Annotated in this window: 15 protein-coding genes and 1 tRNA gene; 8 read left to right on the plus strand and 8 right to left on the minus strand. The window is 44.1% G+C overall.

Going from position 1 to position 18,880, the window contains the following annotated elements; genetic code table 11:
* Window positions 1–155: 155 nt before the first annotated feature.
* The 8 genes from ACHZC4_RS13845 to lpxB all read left to right on the plus strand — a co-directional run bounded on the left by ACHZC4_RS13845 (window position 156) and on the right by lpxB (window position 10,053).
* Window positions 156–2,306, plus strand: a complete 2,151-nt coding sequence (locus ACHZC4_RS13845; protein WP_394754449.1) for an AMP-binding protein — start codon at window positions 156–158, stop codon at window positions 2,304–2,306.
* A gap of 157 nt (window positions 2,307–2,463) precedes the next feature.
* Window positions 2,464–2,670, plus strand: coding sequence for a DUF6494 family protein (locus ACHZC4_RS13850; protein ID WP_394754450.1), 207 nt, complete (start codon window positions 2,464–2,466; stop codon window positions 2,668–2,670).
* A gap of 98 nt (window positions 2,671–2,768) precedes the next feature.
* Window positions 2,769–3,284 (plus strand): RNA 2',3'-cyclic phosphodiesterase, encoded by a 516-nt coding sequence (gene thpR, locus ACHZC4_RS13855; protein ID WP_394754451.1) that lies wholly within the window; start codon window positions 2,769–2,771, stop codon window positions 3,282–3,284.
* Between the two features lie 124 nt (window positions 3,285–3,408).
* On the plus strand, window positions 3,409–4,293 hold the full coding sequence (locus tag ACHZC4_RS13860) for an NAD(+) kinase (RefSeq protein ID WP_394754534.1): 885 nt from the start codon (window positions 3,409–3,411) through the stop codon (window positions 4,291–4,293).
* Between the two features lie 2 nt (window positions 4,294–4,295).
* Complete coding sequence (gene recN, locus ACHZC4_RS13865) at window positions 4,296–5,975, plus strand: DNA repair protein RecN (protein WP_394754452.1); 1,680 nt, start codon at window positions 4,296–4,298, stop codon at window positions 5,973–5,975.
* Window positions 5,976–6,083: 108 nt separating this feature from the next.
* Window positions 6,084–7,109, plus strand: coding sequence for an agmatine/peptidylarginine deiminase (locus ACHZC4_RS13870; RefSeq protein ID WP_394754453.1), 1,026 nt, complete (start codon window positions 6,084–6,086; stop codon window positions 7,107–7,109).
* Window positions 7,110–7,168: 59 nt separating this feature from the next.
* Window positions 7,169–8,851, plus strand: coding sequence for a DUF262 domain-containing protein (locus ACHZC4_RS13875; protein WP_394754454.1), 1,683 nt, complete (start codon window positions 7,169–7,171; stop codon window positions 8,849–8,851).
* Between the two features lie 59 nt (window positions 8,852–8,910).
* Complete coding sequence (lpxB, locus tag ACHZC4_RS13880) at window positions 8,911–10,053, plus strand: lipid-A-disaccharide synthase (protein ID WP_394754455.1); 1,143 nt, start codon at window positions 8,911–8,913, stop codon at window positions 10,051–10,053.
* Between the two features lies 1 nt (window position 10,054).
* Here the strand turns inward: lpxB and ACHZC4_RS13885 are convergent, their stop codons facing one another.
* The 8 genes from ACHZC4_RS13885 to dnaG form a co-directional block, all read right to left on the minus strand.
* Window positions 10,055–10,717, minus strand: a complete 663-nt coding sequence (locus tag ACHZC4_RS13885; RefSeq protein ID WP_394754456.1) for an inorganic pyrophosphatase — start codon at window positions 10,715–10,717, stop codon at window positions 10,055–10,057.
* A 100-nt stretch (window positions 10,718–10,817) separates the two neighbouring features.
* A complete protein-coding gene (gene thyA, locus ACHZC4_RS13890; protein WP_394754457.1) occupies window positions 10,818–11,651 on the minus strand; it encodes a thymidylate synthase in 834 nt (277 codons plus the stop codon).
* A gap of 44 nt (window positions 11,652–11,695) precedes the next feature.
* Window positions 11,696–12,538, minus strand: coding sequence for a methylenetetrahydrofolate reductase [NAD(P)H] (metF, locus tag ACHZC4_RS13895; protein WP_394754458.1), 843 nt, complete (start codon window positions 12,536–12,538; stop codon window positions 11,696–11,698).
* 54 nt (window positions 12,539–12,592) lie between these two features.
* On the minus strand, window positions 12,593–13,885 hold the full coding sequence (gene ahcY, locus ACHZC4_RS13900) for an adenosylhomocysteinase (RefSeq protein WP_394754459.1): 1,293 nt from the start codon (window positions 13,883–13,885) through the stop codon (window positions 12,593–12,595).
* Window positions 13,886–13,910: 25 nt separating this feature from the next.
* Complete coding sequence (gene metK / locus ACHZC4_RS13905) at window positions 13,911–15,071, minus strand: methionine adenosyltransferase (RefSeq protein ID WP_394754460.1); 1,161 nt, start codon at window positions 15,069–15,071, stop codon at window positions 13,911–13,913.
* A gap of 69 nt (window positions 15,072–15,140) precedes the next feature.
* Window positions 15,141–15,217, minus strand: a tRNA-Ile gene (locus tag ACHZC4_RS13910).
* 12 nt (window positions 15,218–15,229) lie between these two features.
* Complete coding sequence (gene rpoD, locus ACHZC4_RS13915) at window positions 15,230–17,056, minus strand: RNA polymerase sigma factor RpoD (RefSeq protein ID WP_394754461.1); 1,827 nt, start codon at window positions 17,054–17,056, stop codon at window positions 15,230–15,232.
* Between the two features lie 85 nt (window positions 17,057–17,141).
* The gene (gene dnaG, locus ACHZC4_RS13920) at window positions 17,142–18,878 is read right to left on the minus strand and encodes a DNA primase (protein WP_394754462.1); all 1,737 of its coding nucleotides are present in this window, start codon (window positions 18,876–18,878) and stop codon (window positions 17,142–17,144) included.
* Window positions 18,879–18,880: the final 2 nt, after the last annotated feature.

Raw genomic sequence — 18,880 nt, forward strand, 5'->3', positions numbered from 1 at the left:
GCTTCAGATCGGCGCGTAACTATTTTTAAGATACCCCCTTTACGCTGTATAAACCTCCTCATCAATAAGGTTTAAATTCTGGTAAGCGTTATATAATCAGTATTCTATTTTTACACTAGAATATTGATGATTATGGCCAGAGCGGGAAGAAACCTATGTTGAAAAAAACTTTACGATGCCTACTGAAGTTGATTTACCGAGTAGAAGTCAAGGGCTTTGAAAATTATGATAAAGCGGGTGAACGCGTATTAATTGTTGCCAATCATACGTCTTTTCTTGATCCACTGCTGATGTGGCTATTTTTCCCCGATGACATTACCTTTGCCATTAATACCCAGATTTTCAAACGTTGGTGGATACAACCTTTTTTAAGTTTTTCCCAAGTGTTTCCGATGGATCCTACCCATCCGATGTCGTTGAAGAATTTAATTCATCATCTGCAAAAAAATACCAAAACTGTTATTTTTCCTGAAGGCCGCATTACGGTTACCGGTGGCCTAATGAAAATTTATGACGGTACCGGCATGGTCGCAGATAAATCAGAAGCGGCCATTTTACCGGTACGCATTAGTGGCGGGCAATACACGCATTTTTCTCGTTCGCACAAAATTGTGCGCTTGCGCTTGTTGCCAAAAATTACCATACAGATTTTGCCCCATACCCGGATAGCGGCACCGAATGATTTACGCGGCAAAGTACGCCGTAAGTTCAGTGGCCACATTTTGGCAGACATCATGACCGAAATGATGTTTGCTACCAGCAACTATCAGCAAACTATTTTTGCCGGATTATTGGAAGCGCGCACTATACACGGGGGTAAGCATATTGTTGCAGAAGACATGGATCATCAGCCCTTGTCTTATAACGCATTAATAACCCGCACTCTAGTTATCGGCAATGCCATAGAAAAAATGAGTGTATTGGGTGAAAATATAGGGGTTTTTTTACCCAACTCCACCAAAACGCTGTGTGTGGTGTTAGGCTTGCAGCTGCATGGCCGTGTACCCGCGATGATGAACTATTCCATTGGTTCCGCAGGCATGGTGTCCGCCTGTCAAACTGCGACAGTTAATACCGTGTTAACTTCACGCCGATTTATTGAAGCAGGAAAATTTGAAGAGATAGCCCGTCTGCTTAATAGCGAAGTTAAACTGGTTTATCTGGAAGATCTGGCCGAAAAAATAAGCGGTTTTGATAAGCTAATCGCTTATATACAGGCTAGAACAGCTTGTTTTTGGTATCCCAAAAAAGCCGTCTCACCAGATCATCCGGCAGTCGTTTTATTTACTTCCGGTTCAGAAGGTACGCCTAAAGGGGTGGTGCTATCCCATGCTAATATTCTGGCCAATCACAAACAAGTTTCGGCGCGTATTAGCTTTAACGCGCACGATGTTATTCTCAACTTCTTGCCCATGTTTCATTCCTTCGGCTTTACCGTCGGCACTTTGTTGCCAATCCTTAATGGCATGAAAGCTTTCTTTTATCCTACGCCCCGTCATTACACGGTTATTCCTGAAATGGCCTACGAAACGAACACAACGATTTTGTTCGGTACCAATACCTTTTTGGCGGCTTATGGCAAAAAAGCCCATCCTTATGACTTTTATAAGGTGCGCTATGTGGTTGCCGGAGCAGAAAAATTACAAGACAGCACGCGAGAGTTGTGGATGGATAAATTTGGTATTCGTATATTGGAAGGCTATGGTGCGACTGAAACCGCCCCTGTTGCTGCTGTCAATACCCCAATGGATTATAAAGCCGGTACGGTAGGTCGACTTATGCCGGATATGGCTTTTAATCTTGAACCTGTCCCCGGCATAACGGATGCTGGCAAGCTGCATGTTGCAGGCCCCAATATTATGTTGGGTTATTTGCTGCATGACAATCCGGGCGTACTGATTCCACCCGAATCCATTTATGGCAAAGGCTGGTACGATACCGGCGACATTGTCCATGTTGATGATGATGGTTTTATCAGTATTCGGGGCCGTAGTAAGCGCTTTGCCAAAGTCAGCGGTGAAATGGTATCACTGACGGCTGTGGAACAATTGGCAATCCATGCCTGGCCACTGGCATTGCATGCGGCAATTAGCGTGCCTGATAGCAAAAAAGGTGAGCAAGTCGTGGTATTGACAACACAAAAGCAGGCCACTCTTGGCCAACTTTCCGACGCTTCTCCCGGTGTCGCATCTATTTTGCTGCCTAAAAAAATACTTATCGTTGATGCTATACCGGTTATGGCCACCGGCAAAATAGACTACCCAGCCGTTACCGAGATGGCTAGCAGCCTATTAAAATTGCGCTAATTCTATTAATGTTGGAGTAGGGCAATAATGATTACTTACCCGATCACATTGGGCTTTTCAAGCTTGCCATAAAACGGCTATTCAATATTTAAAAATGAGTATATAGTTAATTCAGAGCTTGGTTTTTCTATCCTTTTATATTCCTCAGGAGGTTCAAATGAATGAAGATACCGTTAATATGGAAATCAGAAAGTTTCTAAAAACTGTCGGTGTTACATCCCAGCGTGAAATTGAACATGCGATAATTAAAGCCATTGAATCTGGAAAACTGAATGGTTGTGAGTGTATCGATGTCAAAATGACACTTGAAGCACCGGCTATCGGTATCAGCCACTGTATTGAAGGAAAAATTGCGCTTGAATAGCGGTTTTTTGAAAAAGTTAAATTGAAGGGGGCAAATGGGCAATGATTGCAGATGTTATACCCTTAGAACAACAGGTATAGTCCAGGTCTTGGAAAACCATGAAGCGCTTATTTTTTGGTCTTGCACCGGATATCGCCACCCGCCAACAATGCGCATGCCTACAAAAAGCAATCGATAACGGACAAAGCCAAGCCGTTGCTATTGCAAATTTACATGTGACCCTGGTATTTTTAGGCGCGATAAACATAAATACCGAAAACCTGCTGATGGAGGAAGCGGCAACCATCTTATTACCTGAAGTAAATCTTAATTTCGATCAACTCAGCTATTGGTCAAAGCCTGGTATTTTGTGCCTGACTTCCCGCACAATAGGTTCGAGTGTTTTATTACTGGTTGAACAATTAACAGTAATTGCACAAAAACATACGATTTCAATTGATCCACGTCCTTATCAGCCCCATGTTACTTTGGCCAGAAAAGCAAAACAATCCGTTAGCTTAGTGTTTGAACCCATTATCTGGCATGCCGATTGTTTTCATCTGTTTGAATCGTGTTCAACTGATCATGGTGTGGAGTATAGAATACTCAACTCGTGGAGCCTAAAGAAGCAATAAAGGGCTATTTAAATATCACATGAAAATGCACTGCGTTCGCTGTTTTTGAGATTTCTGCAAAACTCATGGTTTTAAAGCAGAATTTTTGTATAATCAAACGCCCTGTCTTTATTTTTATTGCATGATGCACACTACTTTTAAAACCGTAGGTATTATTGGCAGACTCAGAGATCCCAGTATCGCCACAACGTTAACTGCCCTTTGTGGCTTTTTGATGCAGCGCCACTATAAAGTGGTGCTGGCAAAAGACAGTGAGCGGTTTATTGATAACTTATCGGTAGAAACCTGTGCGCTCAACGAAATAGGCCAGCGTTGTGATTTAATAATAGCGGCGGGTGGCGATGGCACGTTTTTATCAGCGGCCCGCGCCATTGTAGACTATGACATTCCTTTAATTGGCATTAACCTGGGACGGCTGGGTTTTTTGGTAGATATATCCCCAAACGACTTAGCAGACAAGTTACAGGCTATTTTGCACGGGCATTACACCGAGGAACACCGATATTTGTTACGTGCCAAAATAATCCGTGATGGACGGGTTATTCACGAGGAAACCGCCGTGAATGAAGTTGTGGTGCACCGCTGGGTAACGCCGAGCATGATTGAAATCATCACCAAAATTAATGGCGTGTTTTTAAACTCCCAACGTTCCGATGGCCTGATCGTATCAACACCCACCGGATCGACAGCCTATTCGTTATCTGCTGGCGGACCTATTTTATACCCGTCTTTAGATGCCTTGGTGTTAGTGCCCTTGAACCCGCATACCTTATCTAATCGACCTATAGTAGTGCATGATTCGGCAGAGATTGAAATCAGCTTTTGCCAGACTAAGCAAATTAACGCGCAAGTCACTTGCGACCACATCGAAATCCCGGATGTGCTTATCAGTGATAAAATCTTTATTAAAAAAGATCCTAAGCCGATACGGATATTACATCCTGAAGGCCATGATTTTTTCCAAATACTTAGAAACAAATTAAATTGGAGCAGTGGCTACCACAGCTGACTATGCTATTAAATCTCAGTATTACCGATCTTGCTGTTGTTAAAACCCTCAATCTCGATTTAGCCAAAGGCATGTCGGTGCTGACCGGTGAAACCGGCGCGGGCAAATCCATTTTATTAACGGCCCTGGGATTGGCGCTAGGTGATCGTGCGGATTCCGGCTACATACGCCCCGATTGCAAACGCGCCGAAGTTAACCTGGAGTTTGATTTAAACGATGCGCCCCACGCACAACAATGGCTGCAAGATAATGATCTGGATGATGAGCAACAATGTTTTATTCGGCGGGTCATTAACGACGATGGCCGCTCCAAAGCTTATATCAACAACCGTGCGGTAACCTTGCAATCGTTGCAGGAACTCAGTGAAAAGCTGGTGGAAATTCATGGCCAACACGCACATCTAACCTTATTAAATAGCGATGAGCAACGACGGCTGCTGGATGTGTTCGCCAAAAATCAGCATATCCTGGAAGCCCTTAATGCCAGCTATCGGCAATGGCATACTGCAAACCAGGAGTTGCAAGCACTGCTAAAAGCCAGCATCGACCAAACCGAGCGCGAACAACTGCTGCGTTATCAACTAGAAGAATTGCAACAACTGGACTTAGCAAATTTTAACTACGCGGCTTTGTTGGAAGAGCACGGCAAACTGGCTAATCTAGAACAAATTTTAACGACTGGCCAAGAAGCGGTAGATAGCTTGTATGAAAACGACCAGCAGTCGGTTAACCAGATGCTAAACCATAGTATTAATAGCCTAACGCAACTCAGCCGTTATGCACCGGAATTAATTGAAGTATGCACGATGTTATCGGAAGCGCAGATTCAAACCGAAGAAGCGGCACTGCAATTACGCCGGTTTATAAAAGCGCAGGAAGCTGATCCACAGCGCATGGCAGTGCTGGAAGAGCAGATGGACATCATTCAAAAACTCAGCCGCAAACATCGTGTAGCGCCGGAAGAATTACCCGCAGTAATTGAGCAGCAAGAACAAGAGTTGCACGCGATTACCCACAGTGGCGAGCGTATTGCTGAGCTGACGGCACAAGCCCAGCAACTGCGTAGTCAGTATGATCAACAGGCTGCACAATTATCTGAAAGCCGTGTGCAAGCGGGTAAAAAATTGCAGCAACAAATCTCGGATATTATTAAAGAACTGGGTATGGCGCAGGGCGAATTTCTGGTGAATATTGTCTCGCAAGATGGAGATGCACCTAAACTGAATGGATTGGATACGGTGACATTTTTGGTGAGTGCCAATCCCGGTTTACCGCCTAAGTCTTTAGCCAAAGTAGCTTCTGGCGGCGAGTTATCGCGCATCAGTCTGGCCATTCAGGTTAGCACCGCCAACGATAAAAGCACCCCAACCATGATCTTTGACGAGGTGGATTCTGGAATTGGTGGCGGTATTGCCGAAATTGTCGGCCAAAAACTGCGGCGTTTAAGCCAAAATCGGCAAGTATTGTGCGTAACCCATTTGCCGCAAGTGGCCGCGCAAGCCCATCAGCATCTGTACGTGTCCAAAAGCCACACTACTGATGTTACATCCTCTAATGTGCGCTTGCTTGAAGAACCCGAGCGTATTGAAGAAATTGCTCGCATGTTAGGCGGTGTTAATATAACAGCCAACACGCTTGCCCATGCCAAAGAAATGTTAGCGCAGGCGACTTCAGATTTGTAGCGATAGCAAAAGCGTATTTAGGCACATAAATTCGCCCTCTCTATTTAGCTATTTTGTGTTATTGACACAGTGCAAACCCTATAAAAATTATTACTTAAAGGAGTTCACATGATCCGCTTTCCAGCCGAATGGGAAAAACAAGATGCTGTGCTTATTGCATGGCCACATGAAACCGGCGATTTTCAAAATCGCCTAGTCGCCGTTGAACAAAGCTACCGTTTTATAGCCGAAACTATTAGCCGATTTCAGCGCCTCATTATTGTGTATCGTGATGATAACCATCAGCAGCATATTCAAAGCCAGTTAAATAGCCTTGAAAACATTGTATATGTTCAAGCCAGGGTCAACGATATCTGGGTGCGCGATACTGCATTTTTGACGGTGGAACACGACGGTAAACCGCTATTGTTAAATTTCCGTTTTAATGGTTGGGGCGATAAATATCCACATCAATATGACAATGCTCTTAATCAACGTTTATTGACTGCGCCGTTGTTTGAACAAGCCCAATATAAAATGGTTGATCTTATACTTGAAGGCGGCAGTGTAGAAAGCGACGGCATTGATACTCTCTTAACCACTCGCCAATGCCTGCTAAATCCAAATCGCAATACAGGGTTAAGCCAACAAGATATTGAGCAACGGCTGAATAAATATTTTGGTGTTGAGCGCGTCTTGTGGCTGGATCAGGAAAATTTGTCCGGTGATGATACCGATGCCCACATTGATACTTTAGCCCGGTTTTGTGCAGCGGATACTATTGCTTACACCAGTTGTGTTAATCCCAACGACAAGCACTTCGGTAGCCTGAAAAACATGGCGGCACAATTGCATGAACTGCGCACTCAAAATGGTAAGCATTACCAGTTGATTCCATTGCCAATGCCGGCACCGATTTATGATGAAGAAGATCAGCGACTGCCAGCCAACTATGCCAATTTTTTAATTATTAACGGAGCAGTGATGGTGCCAGCGTATGATGATCCTATGGATGCTATTGCTCAACAACGCTTGGCAGGTTGCTTTCCTGATCGGGAGATTATTGCCACACCGTGCCGACCTTTGGTGCATCAGTACGGTAGCTTGCATTGCATGACGATGCAGTTTCCCGCAGCGGCGTTGGGCATTGTTTGATAACTTCCCAACCAATATAGCAAAATGTTTTTAAGCCGGGTTATCTTTAGGAGTTATAAATGGCATTTATGTTAATGGAACCCACTAATCAAACTTTTCAAGAATTGATTAGTAATGGCGTTAAATATCAAGTGCCCAGATTTCAACGAGATTACGCTTGGGATAAGGAACAATGGGAAGACTTGTGGTCTGATATTGAGACTATCAACGACGAACAATACCATTACATGGGCTATATCGTCTTGCAACGCAAAAGCCAGCATGATTTTGAAGTTATTGATGGCCAACAACGGTTAATCACGTTGTCTTTAGTGGTATTGGCGGCTATGAAAAGCATTCAGTCGCTTATCCATAAAAATGAAGAGGCCGCTGAAAACACAGAACGCTTGCGTGTACTGACCGAGCGATATGTTGGTTCTAAAAATCCTATATCGCTAAAAGTGGATAGCAAGCTTTCATTAAACAGAAATAATAGCGCTAACTTTAAAACGATTTGTTCCACCTTAGACGCACCTAATAAAAGAGGCCAAACAAAAACCAATAAACAATTAAATGAGTGTTTTAAGTTTTTTGTCACTAAAAGACTCGGTAATACTGGACAGGAAATAGCCGAATTTATTGAGCGTATTGCTTCAGGAATGATTTTTACAAAGATCGTCGTGCAAGATGATTTAAACGCTTACAAGGTATTTGAAACCTTAAATGCACGTGGCGTTCAGCTTTCCACTCCGGATTTATTAAAAAACTATATATTTTCAGTGGTAACAAAAAACAATGATGTTTCGGATGACGAACTAAATGAATTGGATGAGAGTTGGTCTGATATTGTTTCTCAGCTAGGCGAAAGTAATTTTACTGATTTTATTCGCTACCATCATAATTTTCAAGCACCCTTAGTCACCAAAAAAGAGTTGTTTGCCTCGGTAAGAAAGAGGGTGAATACCTCAGAAAGAGCTTATGAATATCTTCATTCTTTGAGTCGGTATGCACCGATTTATGCCTCTTTATTAAATCCTCACGATGATTGGTGGAGTAATCAAGATGTAGTTTATCGTAACGCTAAAAAGTACCTGGAAGGATTTGAGCTGTTTAATATAAAGCAGCCTTTTACTATTTTAATGGCTGCGTTCCATCAGTTTTCACCTGAAGAATTTGTGAGCCTTTCTAAATACATCTATATTTTAGCGATTAGATACAACGTTATCTGCCATCTTTCTCCTAATGAGCAAGATTCTGTTTATAATCAACTTGCCATCAAAATAAACTCAACTGAATTTAAACGGGCCAGCCATGTAAAAAATAGTGAGTTGTTTAAAAAACTCTACCCTGGCGATGATGTGTTTTTTAATGCCTTTGAATTTCATAAAATGCCTAGCAGACGCTCTGCAAAAAAAATACGCTTTCTGTTAGCGGAAATAGAAACCTACTTAGGGCACGAAACAGACTATACCAAAACGACCTTAGAGCACGTGTGTCCTTATAATCCTGATGAGGAATGGGATAATTATTTTGGAGAAGGGGTAAATGACATTCAAGATCGTTTAGGGAATGTGGTGCTACTTGAAAAAGATGGCTTAAAAAGGTCAAGTTTTGAAAATAAAAAACGAGTTTACTTAAGGGCGCATTATCCATTGGCACAACAAGTCGCCACTTATGATGAGTGGAATCTACCAAGCCTGAATGCTTATCAAGCATGGTTAGCAAAGCAGGCGGTAGAAACCTGGAAGGTTGCATACGATTAAAACTACCCATCTATAGATAACATTACCTTTCCTTCCACTATTCCTGATCAAGGACTACTGTGCCACAACCTCCCTTACGTATTCTGTTCAGTGCAGGTGAATCCTCCGGTGACCAACACGCCGCTAATATGTTTCTGGAGCTGAAAAAACTCCAACCCGATATTGGCGCCATTGGTATGGGTAGCACTAAAATGGCACAGGCCGGTATTGATATCCGTTATGACTCCGCCAACATTGGCGTAATTGGCGTTGTTGAAGTCATCAAACATTATCCCGAAATTTTACGAGCATTAAAGCTAATGAAACAGCTAATCGACAAAGAGCGCCCAGATTTGCTGGTGTGTGTCGATTACAAGGAATTTAACTTTAAACTGGCAAAATATGCCAAGCAGCAGGGCATTAAAGTGCTGTTCTATGTGAGTCCACAAGTTTGGGCATGGCGGCCTGGGCGCGTTAAAAAATACGGTGCCGTTATTGATATGATGGCGGTGATTTTTCCGTTTGAAACAGCTTATTATGATGCCGAAAATGTACCAGTGTGTTATGTTGGCCATCCTTCGGTGGATAAAGTGCATCCACATTATTCTAAATCTAAAGCCTTGCAGCAGTTTGGGTTGGATAGTGAGTGCCCCATAGTGGGCTTGTTGCCAGGCAGCCGTAATAACGAAATCAAACGCATGTTGCCAGTGATGATAGCCGCTGCAGAGCAGTTGCATGCCGAGATGCCCGACATTCAATTTATCTTGCCGCAAGCCGATTCCATTAGTGACAGTTTATTAGATTATTATCTGCAACACGCTAAAGTAAAAATTAATCGGATTAAAAACTTGCCTTATGATGTAATCCAATGCTGCAATGCCGTGATGACCACCTCGGGAACCGCGACACTGGAAGTGGCTTTGTTAACCATACCTATGGTGATTGCCTATAAGTTATCCCCACTCACTTATTGGTTAGGTCGATTGCTGGTTAACACCCCGTTTATCGGTTTGCCTAATATCATCGCAGGCAAAAGCATCATCAAAGAATTAATCCAGCATGAGGCATCGGCAGAAAACATGGCCGATGAGATTAAGCTCATTCTGGCGGATATTGGTTACCAAGAGCAAATGCGCCGTAATCTCATCCAGGTAAAGCAGGCGTTAGGGCAGGGCGGCGGCTCAAAAAATATGGCTAATTTGGCATTAGAAATGTTGCCTTGAGTTATTTAACGGCGACCATAGGTGTTGCGGATTTTCCGGGCTTAATGGCGCAATTATCTCCAAAGTGATTTTTATAATCCAGCATAGAACATCGTATCACTTCGTGGGCTTCATCGCGGCCATAAACATCGGTGATTTCACACACGTTTTGTTCAGAGGGCAGGTGTTTATAGGTCAAAAAATAATGCTTTAAGCGATCAATATAAGATGGGGGACAATCTGATACATCACGCCATTGCCGATAAAATTCATCACCTTTCATAACGGCAATAATTTTATCGTCGGCTTCGCCGCCATCCAGCAATCTAAATCCGCCAATCGGCACGGCCTGCAAAAGAATGTCGCCGTGGGTTACGGTACGTTCGCTTAACACACAAATATCCAGTGGATCGCCATCGCCTCTGGCCACTTTTTTACCTGATTTTAACGCGGCATAAGCGGCAACACTTTCTGCACAATAAGTGCGCGGAATAAAACCATACAGCGTTGGAATCATATTGGAATATTTTTGCGGACGGTCAATTTTCAAATAGCCGCTTTCTTTATCGATTTCGTATTTCACCGTATCGGACGGCACAATTTCAATAAATGCCGTAATAACGGAAGGGCTTTCCATGCCCGGATCTATTCCGTGCCAAGGGTGTGCTCTATAGTGCATAGTCATGATGTATGATTTTTTGCCCAGTGAAAGGCTCGTGGGTTAATTAAAAGAACATAAAAAGGGTGAGATTAAAGACGGGATAAAACGTTCAGCACCAGAAAAATTAGATAGAAATAGCGGCTTTGATAGCATCATGCGCTTGATAGGCCGTGATTTCAAAATCTTCATAGCGATAATCAAATATGGATTCAGGTTTACGGTTGATTTTTAACCTGGGTAATGGATAAGGCTGACGTGTTAACTGCAACTTGGCCTGCTCAAGATGGTTTAAATATAAATGCACGTCACCGCCTGTCCAGACAAAATCCCCCACCTCTAAATCACATTGCTGGGCAATCATGTGCGTTAACAGGGCATAACTTGCGATATTGAAAGGCACACCTAAAAACGTGTCGCAGCTGCGCTGGTATAGTTGGCAAGATAATTTGTTATCGGCAACATAAAACTGAAATAAGGCATGGCAAGCGGCCAGCGCCATTTTTCCCTGTGCAATATTTTGTTGCGGGCTAATGCGTTCGTCCGGCAAATCGGCAACATTCCACGCAGACACTATCAAACGTCGGCTGTTGGGTGTGGCTTTGATTTGTTCAATCACCTGCTGGATTTGATCAATATGCTGGCCATCCGGTGTAGGCCAAGAACGCCATTGATAGCCGTAAACAGGGCCTAAATTACCCGCCGTATCCGCCCACTCATTCCAGATTGACACATTATTGTCGGTTAAAAATTGGATGTTGGTATCACCGTTCAGAAACCACAGCAATTCGTAAATAATCGATTTAAGATGAATTTTTTTGGTAGTGACCAAAGGAAAGCCTTGCGCCAAATCAAAGCGCATCTGGTGGCCAAATAGAGATAAAGTACCGCTACCGGTTCTATCGCCTTTTGGGTTGCCTTCTTGAAGAATTTTGTTGAGTAATTCTAGATAGGGTTTCATAGGCTTACTTCAGTAGGTTACGCGGGGACTATTTTTTAATCCAATTAAAGACTCAGATTATTGATGATAGCTAAAGTGGGCGCAGATTGATTCATGGTATAAAAATGCAAGCCTGGTGCACCGCCATCCAGTAATTGCTGGCATAGCTTACTGACCAATTCCGTACCAAAGGCTTGTATAGCTCCACGGTCATCACCATAACTTTCCAGACGCTTACGCATCCAGCGCGGAATATCTGCGCCACACATTTCAGAAAACCGAAACAGCTGTGTGTACTGGGTTATGGGCATAATGCCAGGCACAATCGGAACAGTAATACCCTGTTTTTCACAGTTATCGACAAAATAGAAATAGGCTTCAGCATTATAAAAATACTGGGTAATGGCCGCATTAGCACCAGCATCCACTTTACGTTTAAAGTTTTTGAAATCTTCTGCGGCGCTGTGGGCTTGTGGATGGATTTCAGGGTAGGCCGCTACGTGAATATGAAAACTGTCTCCGGTTTCCTGGCGAATAAATTCGACTAACTCATTGGCATAACGAAACTCACCGGGCGACATCATGCCGGAAGGTACATCGCCACGCAAGGCAACTATGCGGCTAATGCCATGATCCTGGTAATCTTTTAATATGCTGCGGATGTTGATTTTAGTCGATGCCACGCAGGATAAATGCGGCGCAGCCGATAGACCTTGCGCCTGAATATTCACTACAGTATCGAAGGTTTTATCGCGTGTTGAGCCACCCGCGCCAAAAGTAACCGAAAAAAATTCGGGATTAAGTGCGCTTAAGGTTTTGTGAACAATATTTAAATTCGCCGCACCCTCATCCGTTTTAGGGGGGTAAAATTCAAAACTGAACATTTGTTGATTATCTTGTGATGGCATATTGTCCGGTTGGCCGGCATGATTTAATCATGCCGGCTTAAAGTTTAATCAGGATTAATAACGGTAATGATCAGCCTTATAAGGCCCTTCAACAGGAATGTTGAGATACTTAGTCTGTGCATCAGTTAATACGGTTAGGTTGACACCTATTTGCGCCAAATGCGAGCGCGCTACTTTTTCATCCAGTTTTTTAGGCAAAATGTAGACTTTGTTTTCGTAACTGGCGGCATTTTGCCACAATTCCAATTGCGCCAATACTTGGTTACAAAACGAATTGGACATCACAAAACTAGGATGGCCTGTGCCACAGCCTAGGTTAACCAAACGGCCTTCAGCCAATAAAATCAATTTCTTACCATTAGGCAAAATAACATGATCCACTTGTGGCTTGATGTTGTCCCAAGTGTACTGGCGTAAAGACGCAATGTCGATTTCTGAGTCAAAATGGCCGATATTACAAATAATGGCCTGGTCACGCATAACCAGTATATGTTCATGACGGATAACATGGAAGTTACCGGTAGCGGTCACAAAAATATTAGCAATCGGTGCCGCTTCTTCCATGGTCACCACGCGATAACCTTCCATCGCCGCTTGCAATGCACAAATCGGGTCAATTTCAGTGATCCAGACGGTAGCGCCCAAGCCACGCAATGATTGCGCACAACCTTTACCAACATCGCCATAACCGCAAACCACAGCTATTTTACCGGCGATCATTACGTCAGTGGCGCGTTTAATACCATCGACCAAAGATTCGCGGCAACCGTACAAATTATCGAATTTGGATTTGGTGACCGAATCGTTGACGTTAAAGGCAGGCACTTTCAGGCTGCCTTTGGCAACTCTTTCGTAAAGACGCAACACGCCTGTGGTGGTTTCTTCCGACAAACCTTTCACATCTGCCATAAGCTCTGGAAATTTATCGTGCATCATATTGGTTAAATCACCGCCGTCATCCAGAATCATATTTGGACGCCAGCCATTAGGGCCAATAATGGTTTGCTCAATACACCAGTCCGCTTCGGCTTCAGTTTCGCCTTTCCAGGCAAATACTGGCACGCCAGACGCTGCTATGGCTGCGGCGGCATGATCCTGGGTAGAAAAAATATTGCACGATGACCAGCGCACTTCTGCGCCTAATGCAGTCAGGGTTTCAATCAAAACCGCCGTTTGGATGGTCATGTGCAAACAACCGGCAATACGGGCGCCCTTTAAAGGCTGCGCCGCGCCAAATTCTTCGCGCAATGCCATTAATCCAGGCATTTCGGTTTCAGCAATATTGGTTTCTTTGCGACCCCAGCCAGCGAGGGCGATGTCAGCAATTTTGTAGTCGTTTTGGCTCATTGAGTTACGTGTCCTGTGTGTATGATTAAAGGCCGGCGGCTTGCTGCAAGGCGTCAACCTTGTCGAGCTTTTCCCAGCTGAAAGTGTCTTCGGTACGACCAAAATGCCCGTAAGCTGCTGTGGGTAGATAAATAGGTTTTAATAGATCAAGTGTGGCGATTAAACCTTTGGGGCGCATATCAAAATGCTCGCGTATTAATTGCACCAAACGATCTTCACTCAGTTTGCTGGTGCCAAAAGTTTCCACGCTGATAGAAGTGGGTTCAGCCACACCAATGGCGTAGGAAACTTGGATTTCGCAACGTTCAGCCAAGCCGGCAGCCACAATATTTTTGGCGACATAGCGCGCCATGTAAGCTGCGGAACGATCAACTTTTGATGGATCTTTACCGGAAAACGCACCGCCACCGTGTCTTGCCATTCCGCCGTAAGTATCAACAATAATTTTACGGCCGGTTAATCCGCAATCGCCAACGGGGCCACCAATAATAAATTGGCCAGTCGGGTTGATGAAATATTTGGTGTCTTTATGCAGCCATTCTTTCGGCAGAACAGGCAAAATAATCTCGTCCATGACTGCTTCATGCAAGGCTTTATTGCTGATTTCCGGTGAATGTTGCGTTGACAATACCACAGCATCAATAGCGACCGGCTTATTGTTCTCATAGCGGAAACTGATTTGACTTTTCGCATCCGGGCGTAGCCACGGCAAGGTTTTATTCTTTCTGACTTCAGCTTGGCGCTTGACTAACAAATGCGAATAAGTAATCGGCGCTGGCATGTAAACGTCAGTTTCATTGCTGGCGTAGCCAAACATCAGGCCTTGGTCACCCGCGCCTTGTTCGTGATCGGCGTCTTCATCCACGCCCATTGCAATATCGGCAGATTGTTTGCCGATAGCATTCAAAACGGCACAGCTTTGGCCATCAAAACCAATATCGCCATGATCATAGCCAATATCGCATACGACTTTACGAACCAAGGCTTCAAGATCCACCCAGGCATTGGTGGTCACTTCCCCGGCCAAAATGACCATACCGGTTTTTACCAATGTTTCACAGGCAACACGGGATTTTGGATCCTGCTCCAATAGGGCATCCAGTACAGCATCAGAAATCTGATCGGCAACTTTATCTGGATGGCCTTCGGATACAGATTCGGATGTGAAAATGAAGTTATTGCTCACGTTATCACCTTGATTATAAATGTAAAAGTCAGATACGCAAAAGGCTGCATTTAGCAGCCTTAGGTTGTTTGGTGGGCCCTGTAGGACTTGAACCTACGACCTGCCGATTATGAGTCGGACGCTCTAACCAACTGAGCTAAGGGCCCTTTATTGCTTAACTATTCGCCATCTAAAAAGCAGCGCAGTTGTTCTGATCTTGACGGATGTCTCAGTTTTCTTAACGCTTTGGCTTCTATCTGCCGTATGCGTTCACGAGTCACGTCAAATTGTTTACCCACCTCTTCCAGGGTGTGGTCTGTATTCATGTTAATGCCAAAACGCATACGCAGAACCTTCGCTTCCCTGGCCGTTAATCCAGCCAGTACATTTTGGGTCGATTCGCGTAAACCGGCAATGGTTGCCGATTCAACAGGTGACAATACTTTAGCATCTTCTATGAAATCTCCCAAATGCGAATCTTCATCATCACCAATCGGGGTTTCCATAGAAATCGGTTCTTTGGCTATTTTCAATACCTTACGAACTTTATCTTCTGGCATTTCCATACGGTCGGCCAGCTCTTCCGGTGTCGCTTCGCGCCCCATTTCCTGTAAAATTTGCCGTGAAACCCTGTTCAATTTATTGATGGTTTCGATCATGTGCACCGGAATACGTATAGTCCGAGCTTGGTCGGCAATAGAGCGGGTAATCGCCTGTCTGATCCACCATGTTGCATAGGTCGAAAATTTGTAACCACGACGGTATTCAAATTTGTCTACTGCTTTCATTAAACCAATGTTGCCTTCCTGAATTAAATCAAGAAATTGCAAGCCACGATTAGTATATTTTTTCGCAATAGATATCACCAATCTTAAATTGGCTTCAATCATTTCCTTTTTGGCGCGTCGGGCTTTGGCTTCGCCGATAGACATACGGCGGTTAATATCTTTTAAGCCGCTGATCGTTAATCCAAATTCTTCTTCAATGCCAATCAGTACCTTTTGTGCTTTTTTAATGTCTTTTTCATGCTCTTTAATAACCGAAAAATACTTGTTGTCGGCTACCAAAAACTGAGTGATCCAATCAATATTGGTTTCGTGTTCAGGGAAAGTTGAGACAAATTCTTTGCGCGGCATTTTGGCTTTATTAACGAAAATATCCATAATAATGCCTTCTTGCTCACGAGTAGCTGCAACGCCGTCTGGAATGATGCCAGACAGTTTTTTGAGATACTGTGGTGTCCACTTGAATTCCATGAACAACTCTGCCAAAACACCCAGCGCTTGCTCAGTTTTTTCGCTGGTATAGTCGTGTTTTTTAACCGCTGCTGAGACCGTTTTTAGCTGAATTCTAAGTACTTCAACTTTTTCTTTGATGTCATCATAATTGATGCCTTTCAATTCTTCTTCGGCAGTTGTTTCTGCTTCGGTTTCTGCTTCTTCAACAACATCATCTAACGCTTGAGAGATGATCAGTTCTTCAGGTTCTGATAAATCCACCAAGCCTGAAATCAAATCAGTGAGTCGAATACCGCCTTCTTCGGTAGAAATATTATCAAAAGACTGGATGAAGTCTTCAACAACTACACAAGAACGCGCCAATGCTTTAATGAGTTGTTGCTGGCCTTCTTCTATGCGTTTGGCAATTTTTAGTTCGTCAGCGCGGGTAAGTAGCTCAACCGAGCCCATTTCGCGCATGTACATGCGGACGGGATCTGTGGTACGGCCAAATTCGCTATCGACAGAGGCGAGTGCTGCCACTTCTTCTGCGTCTTCGTCATCGGTGGTAACGGCGGCTTGATCAGTGATTAATGAGTCTTCGTCGGGAGCGGATTCATATACCTGAATGCCCATATCATTGATCATGCTAATGATATCTTCAATTTGTTCAGGATCAACAATGTCAGGCGGCAAGTGATCGTTAACTTCGGCATACGTCAGGTAGCCCTGAAGTTTGCCTTTAGCAATCAGTTGTTTGAGTTGAGATTGTTGTTGCTCTTGGTTCATTAGGTATTCACCGATAGTCTATTTCAGAAATGGGACTATGCTTAAATCCGCAATTATACTATAGATCATAACTTTGGACAGCACTCTATTTTTGTGCTAATAATTTACGCAGTGTTTCTTTTTCGTGTGGTAATAATTCTGCACCCTTATTCAACAGCTTTTCCAGCGTGCCTGACCTGGCATGACTCAATAATCTCGTCAATGTGTCATTAAAGGTGTCTTCTACCTTGTCTTCCGGCAGCATTAAATCCAGCATAATAAGCTTTTTTACGGTATTTTCTTGGGCGTTATCTCGATAAAGCTCCATTAAAACGGTCGCGCTGCTTGGGCGATAGGTCGTGATGGTTTTCACAATATCTTTGAGCAATTCCACGCCGGAAAACTCCAGCTCGTCCCAGTCAATGTTTTTTTGTTCAATCAAGTTGATGATTTGGGGGTTCTGTAGCAATAATGCAATAGCGGTACGTGCAGATGAGAGGCGACCTGCATTTCTGGCTTTATCTTGTGGTGAATTACGCTGTCCTGGGTTGAATATAACTGCTCTTTCTGGAATATCCAGTGTCGCCAAGCCAGATAGGGCTTTCAGATGGCTGATCATCATGTCTTTAAAGGCGCTTTCTGATAGCTTTTCCAAATACGGCTTGGCTTTGGCGACCAATTGGGCGCGGCCCTCCATTTCAGTTAGATTTAATTTGGCTGACAGCTGCTCAAAAAAATACGCGGATAAGGCTTGTGCGTTATGGGTTCGTTCGGTAAATTCAATCAAGCCTTCTTTGCGCACCAGCGAGTCGGGATCATGTTGGCTGGGCAATAGCATAATGCGCAGCTGCCGGCCATCTTTCATGCTGGTGAAGGCAACTTCCATTGCACGCCACGCCGCTTCGCGCCCCGCTTTGTCGCCATCAAAACAAAAAATCAATTCCGATGAAAAACGAAATAACAAATCCAAATGCGCCTGCGATGTTGCCGTGCCCAGTGTTGCTACTGCGTAATTAATACCAGCTTGTGCCAAGGCAATCACATCCATATAGCCTTCAACGATTAAAATGCGCTGCGGCTTAGGATTAGTTTGCAGTAATTCATACAGGCCGTACACTTCTTTGCCCTTATGAAATAGCGTGGTTTCCGGTGAGTTCAGGTATTTAGGCAGCGAATCGTCCAAAACCCTGCCCCCAAAGCCAATCACCCGTCCGCGCTTGTCTCTGATCGGAAACATAATACGGTGGCGAAAACGGTCGTAAGCCGAGCCATCATCACGCGCGACCAGCAGCCCTGCATCGACAAGCGTATTAGCAGGAAAGCGTTCGGTGAGGGTGTTCCAAGCATTGGGCGCGTAGCCGAGCATGAATTGACCTGCTATGTCGCCGGTGATACCGCGATTTTTTAAATAATCGACTGCTATCTTGCCATCGGTACTGGCGCGGAGTTGCTGCACATACAATGCAGTGACGTGCTCCATCAGTAGATACAGATTGCTGATCGTGTCTTTGGCTTGTGTAGGTTGCTGGTTATTGGCTGATTCACGCGGCACTTCAACCCCTGCAAACGAGGCTAGATCTTCAATCGCCTCGACAAAATCCAGGTGATTAAAATCCATCACAAAGCTGATGGCATTGCCGCTGACACCGCAACCAAAGCAATGGTAAAACTGCTTGGTGCGGTTAACAGAGAAACTGGGGCTTTTTTCGGTGTGGAACGGACAGCGTGCCGAGTGGTTAGTGCCGACTTTTTTAAGCGGCACGTAGCTATCGATCAGGTCGACAATATCAATCCGCGTTAATAAATCATCGATAAATTCGCGTGGAATCCTGCCGCCAGACATTA

The sequence above is a fragment of the Crenothrix sp. genome (genome assembly GCF_043729335.1).
GTDB lineage: Bacteria > Pseudomonadota > Gammaproteobacteria > Methylococcales > Methylomonadaceae > Crenothrix.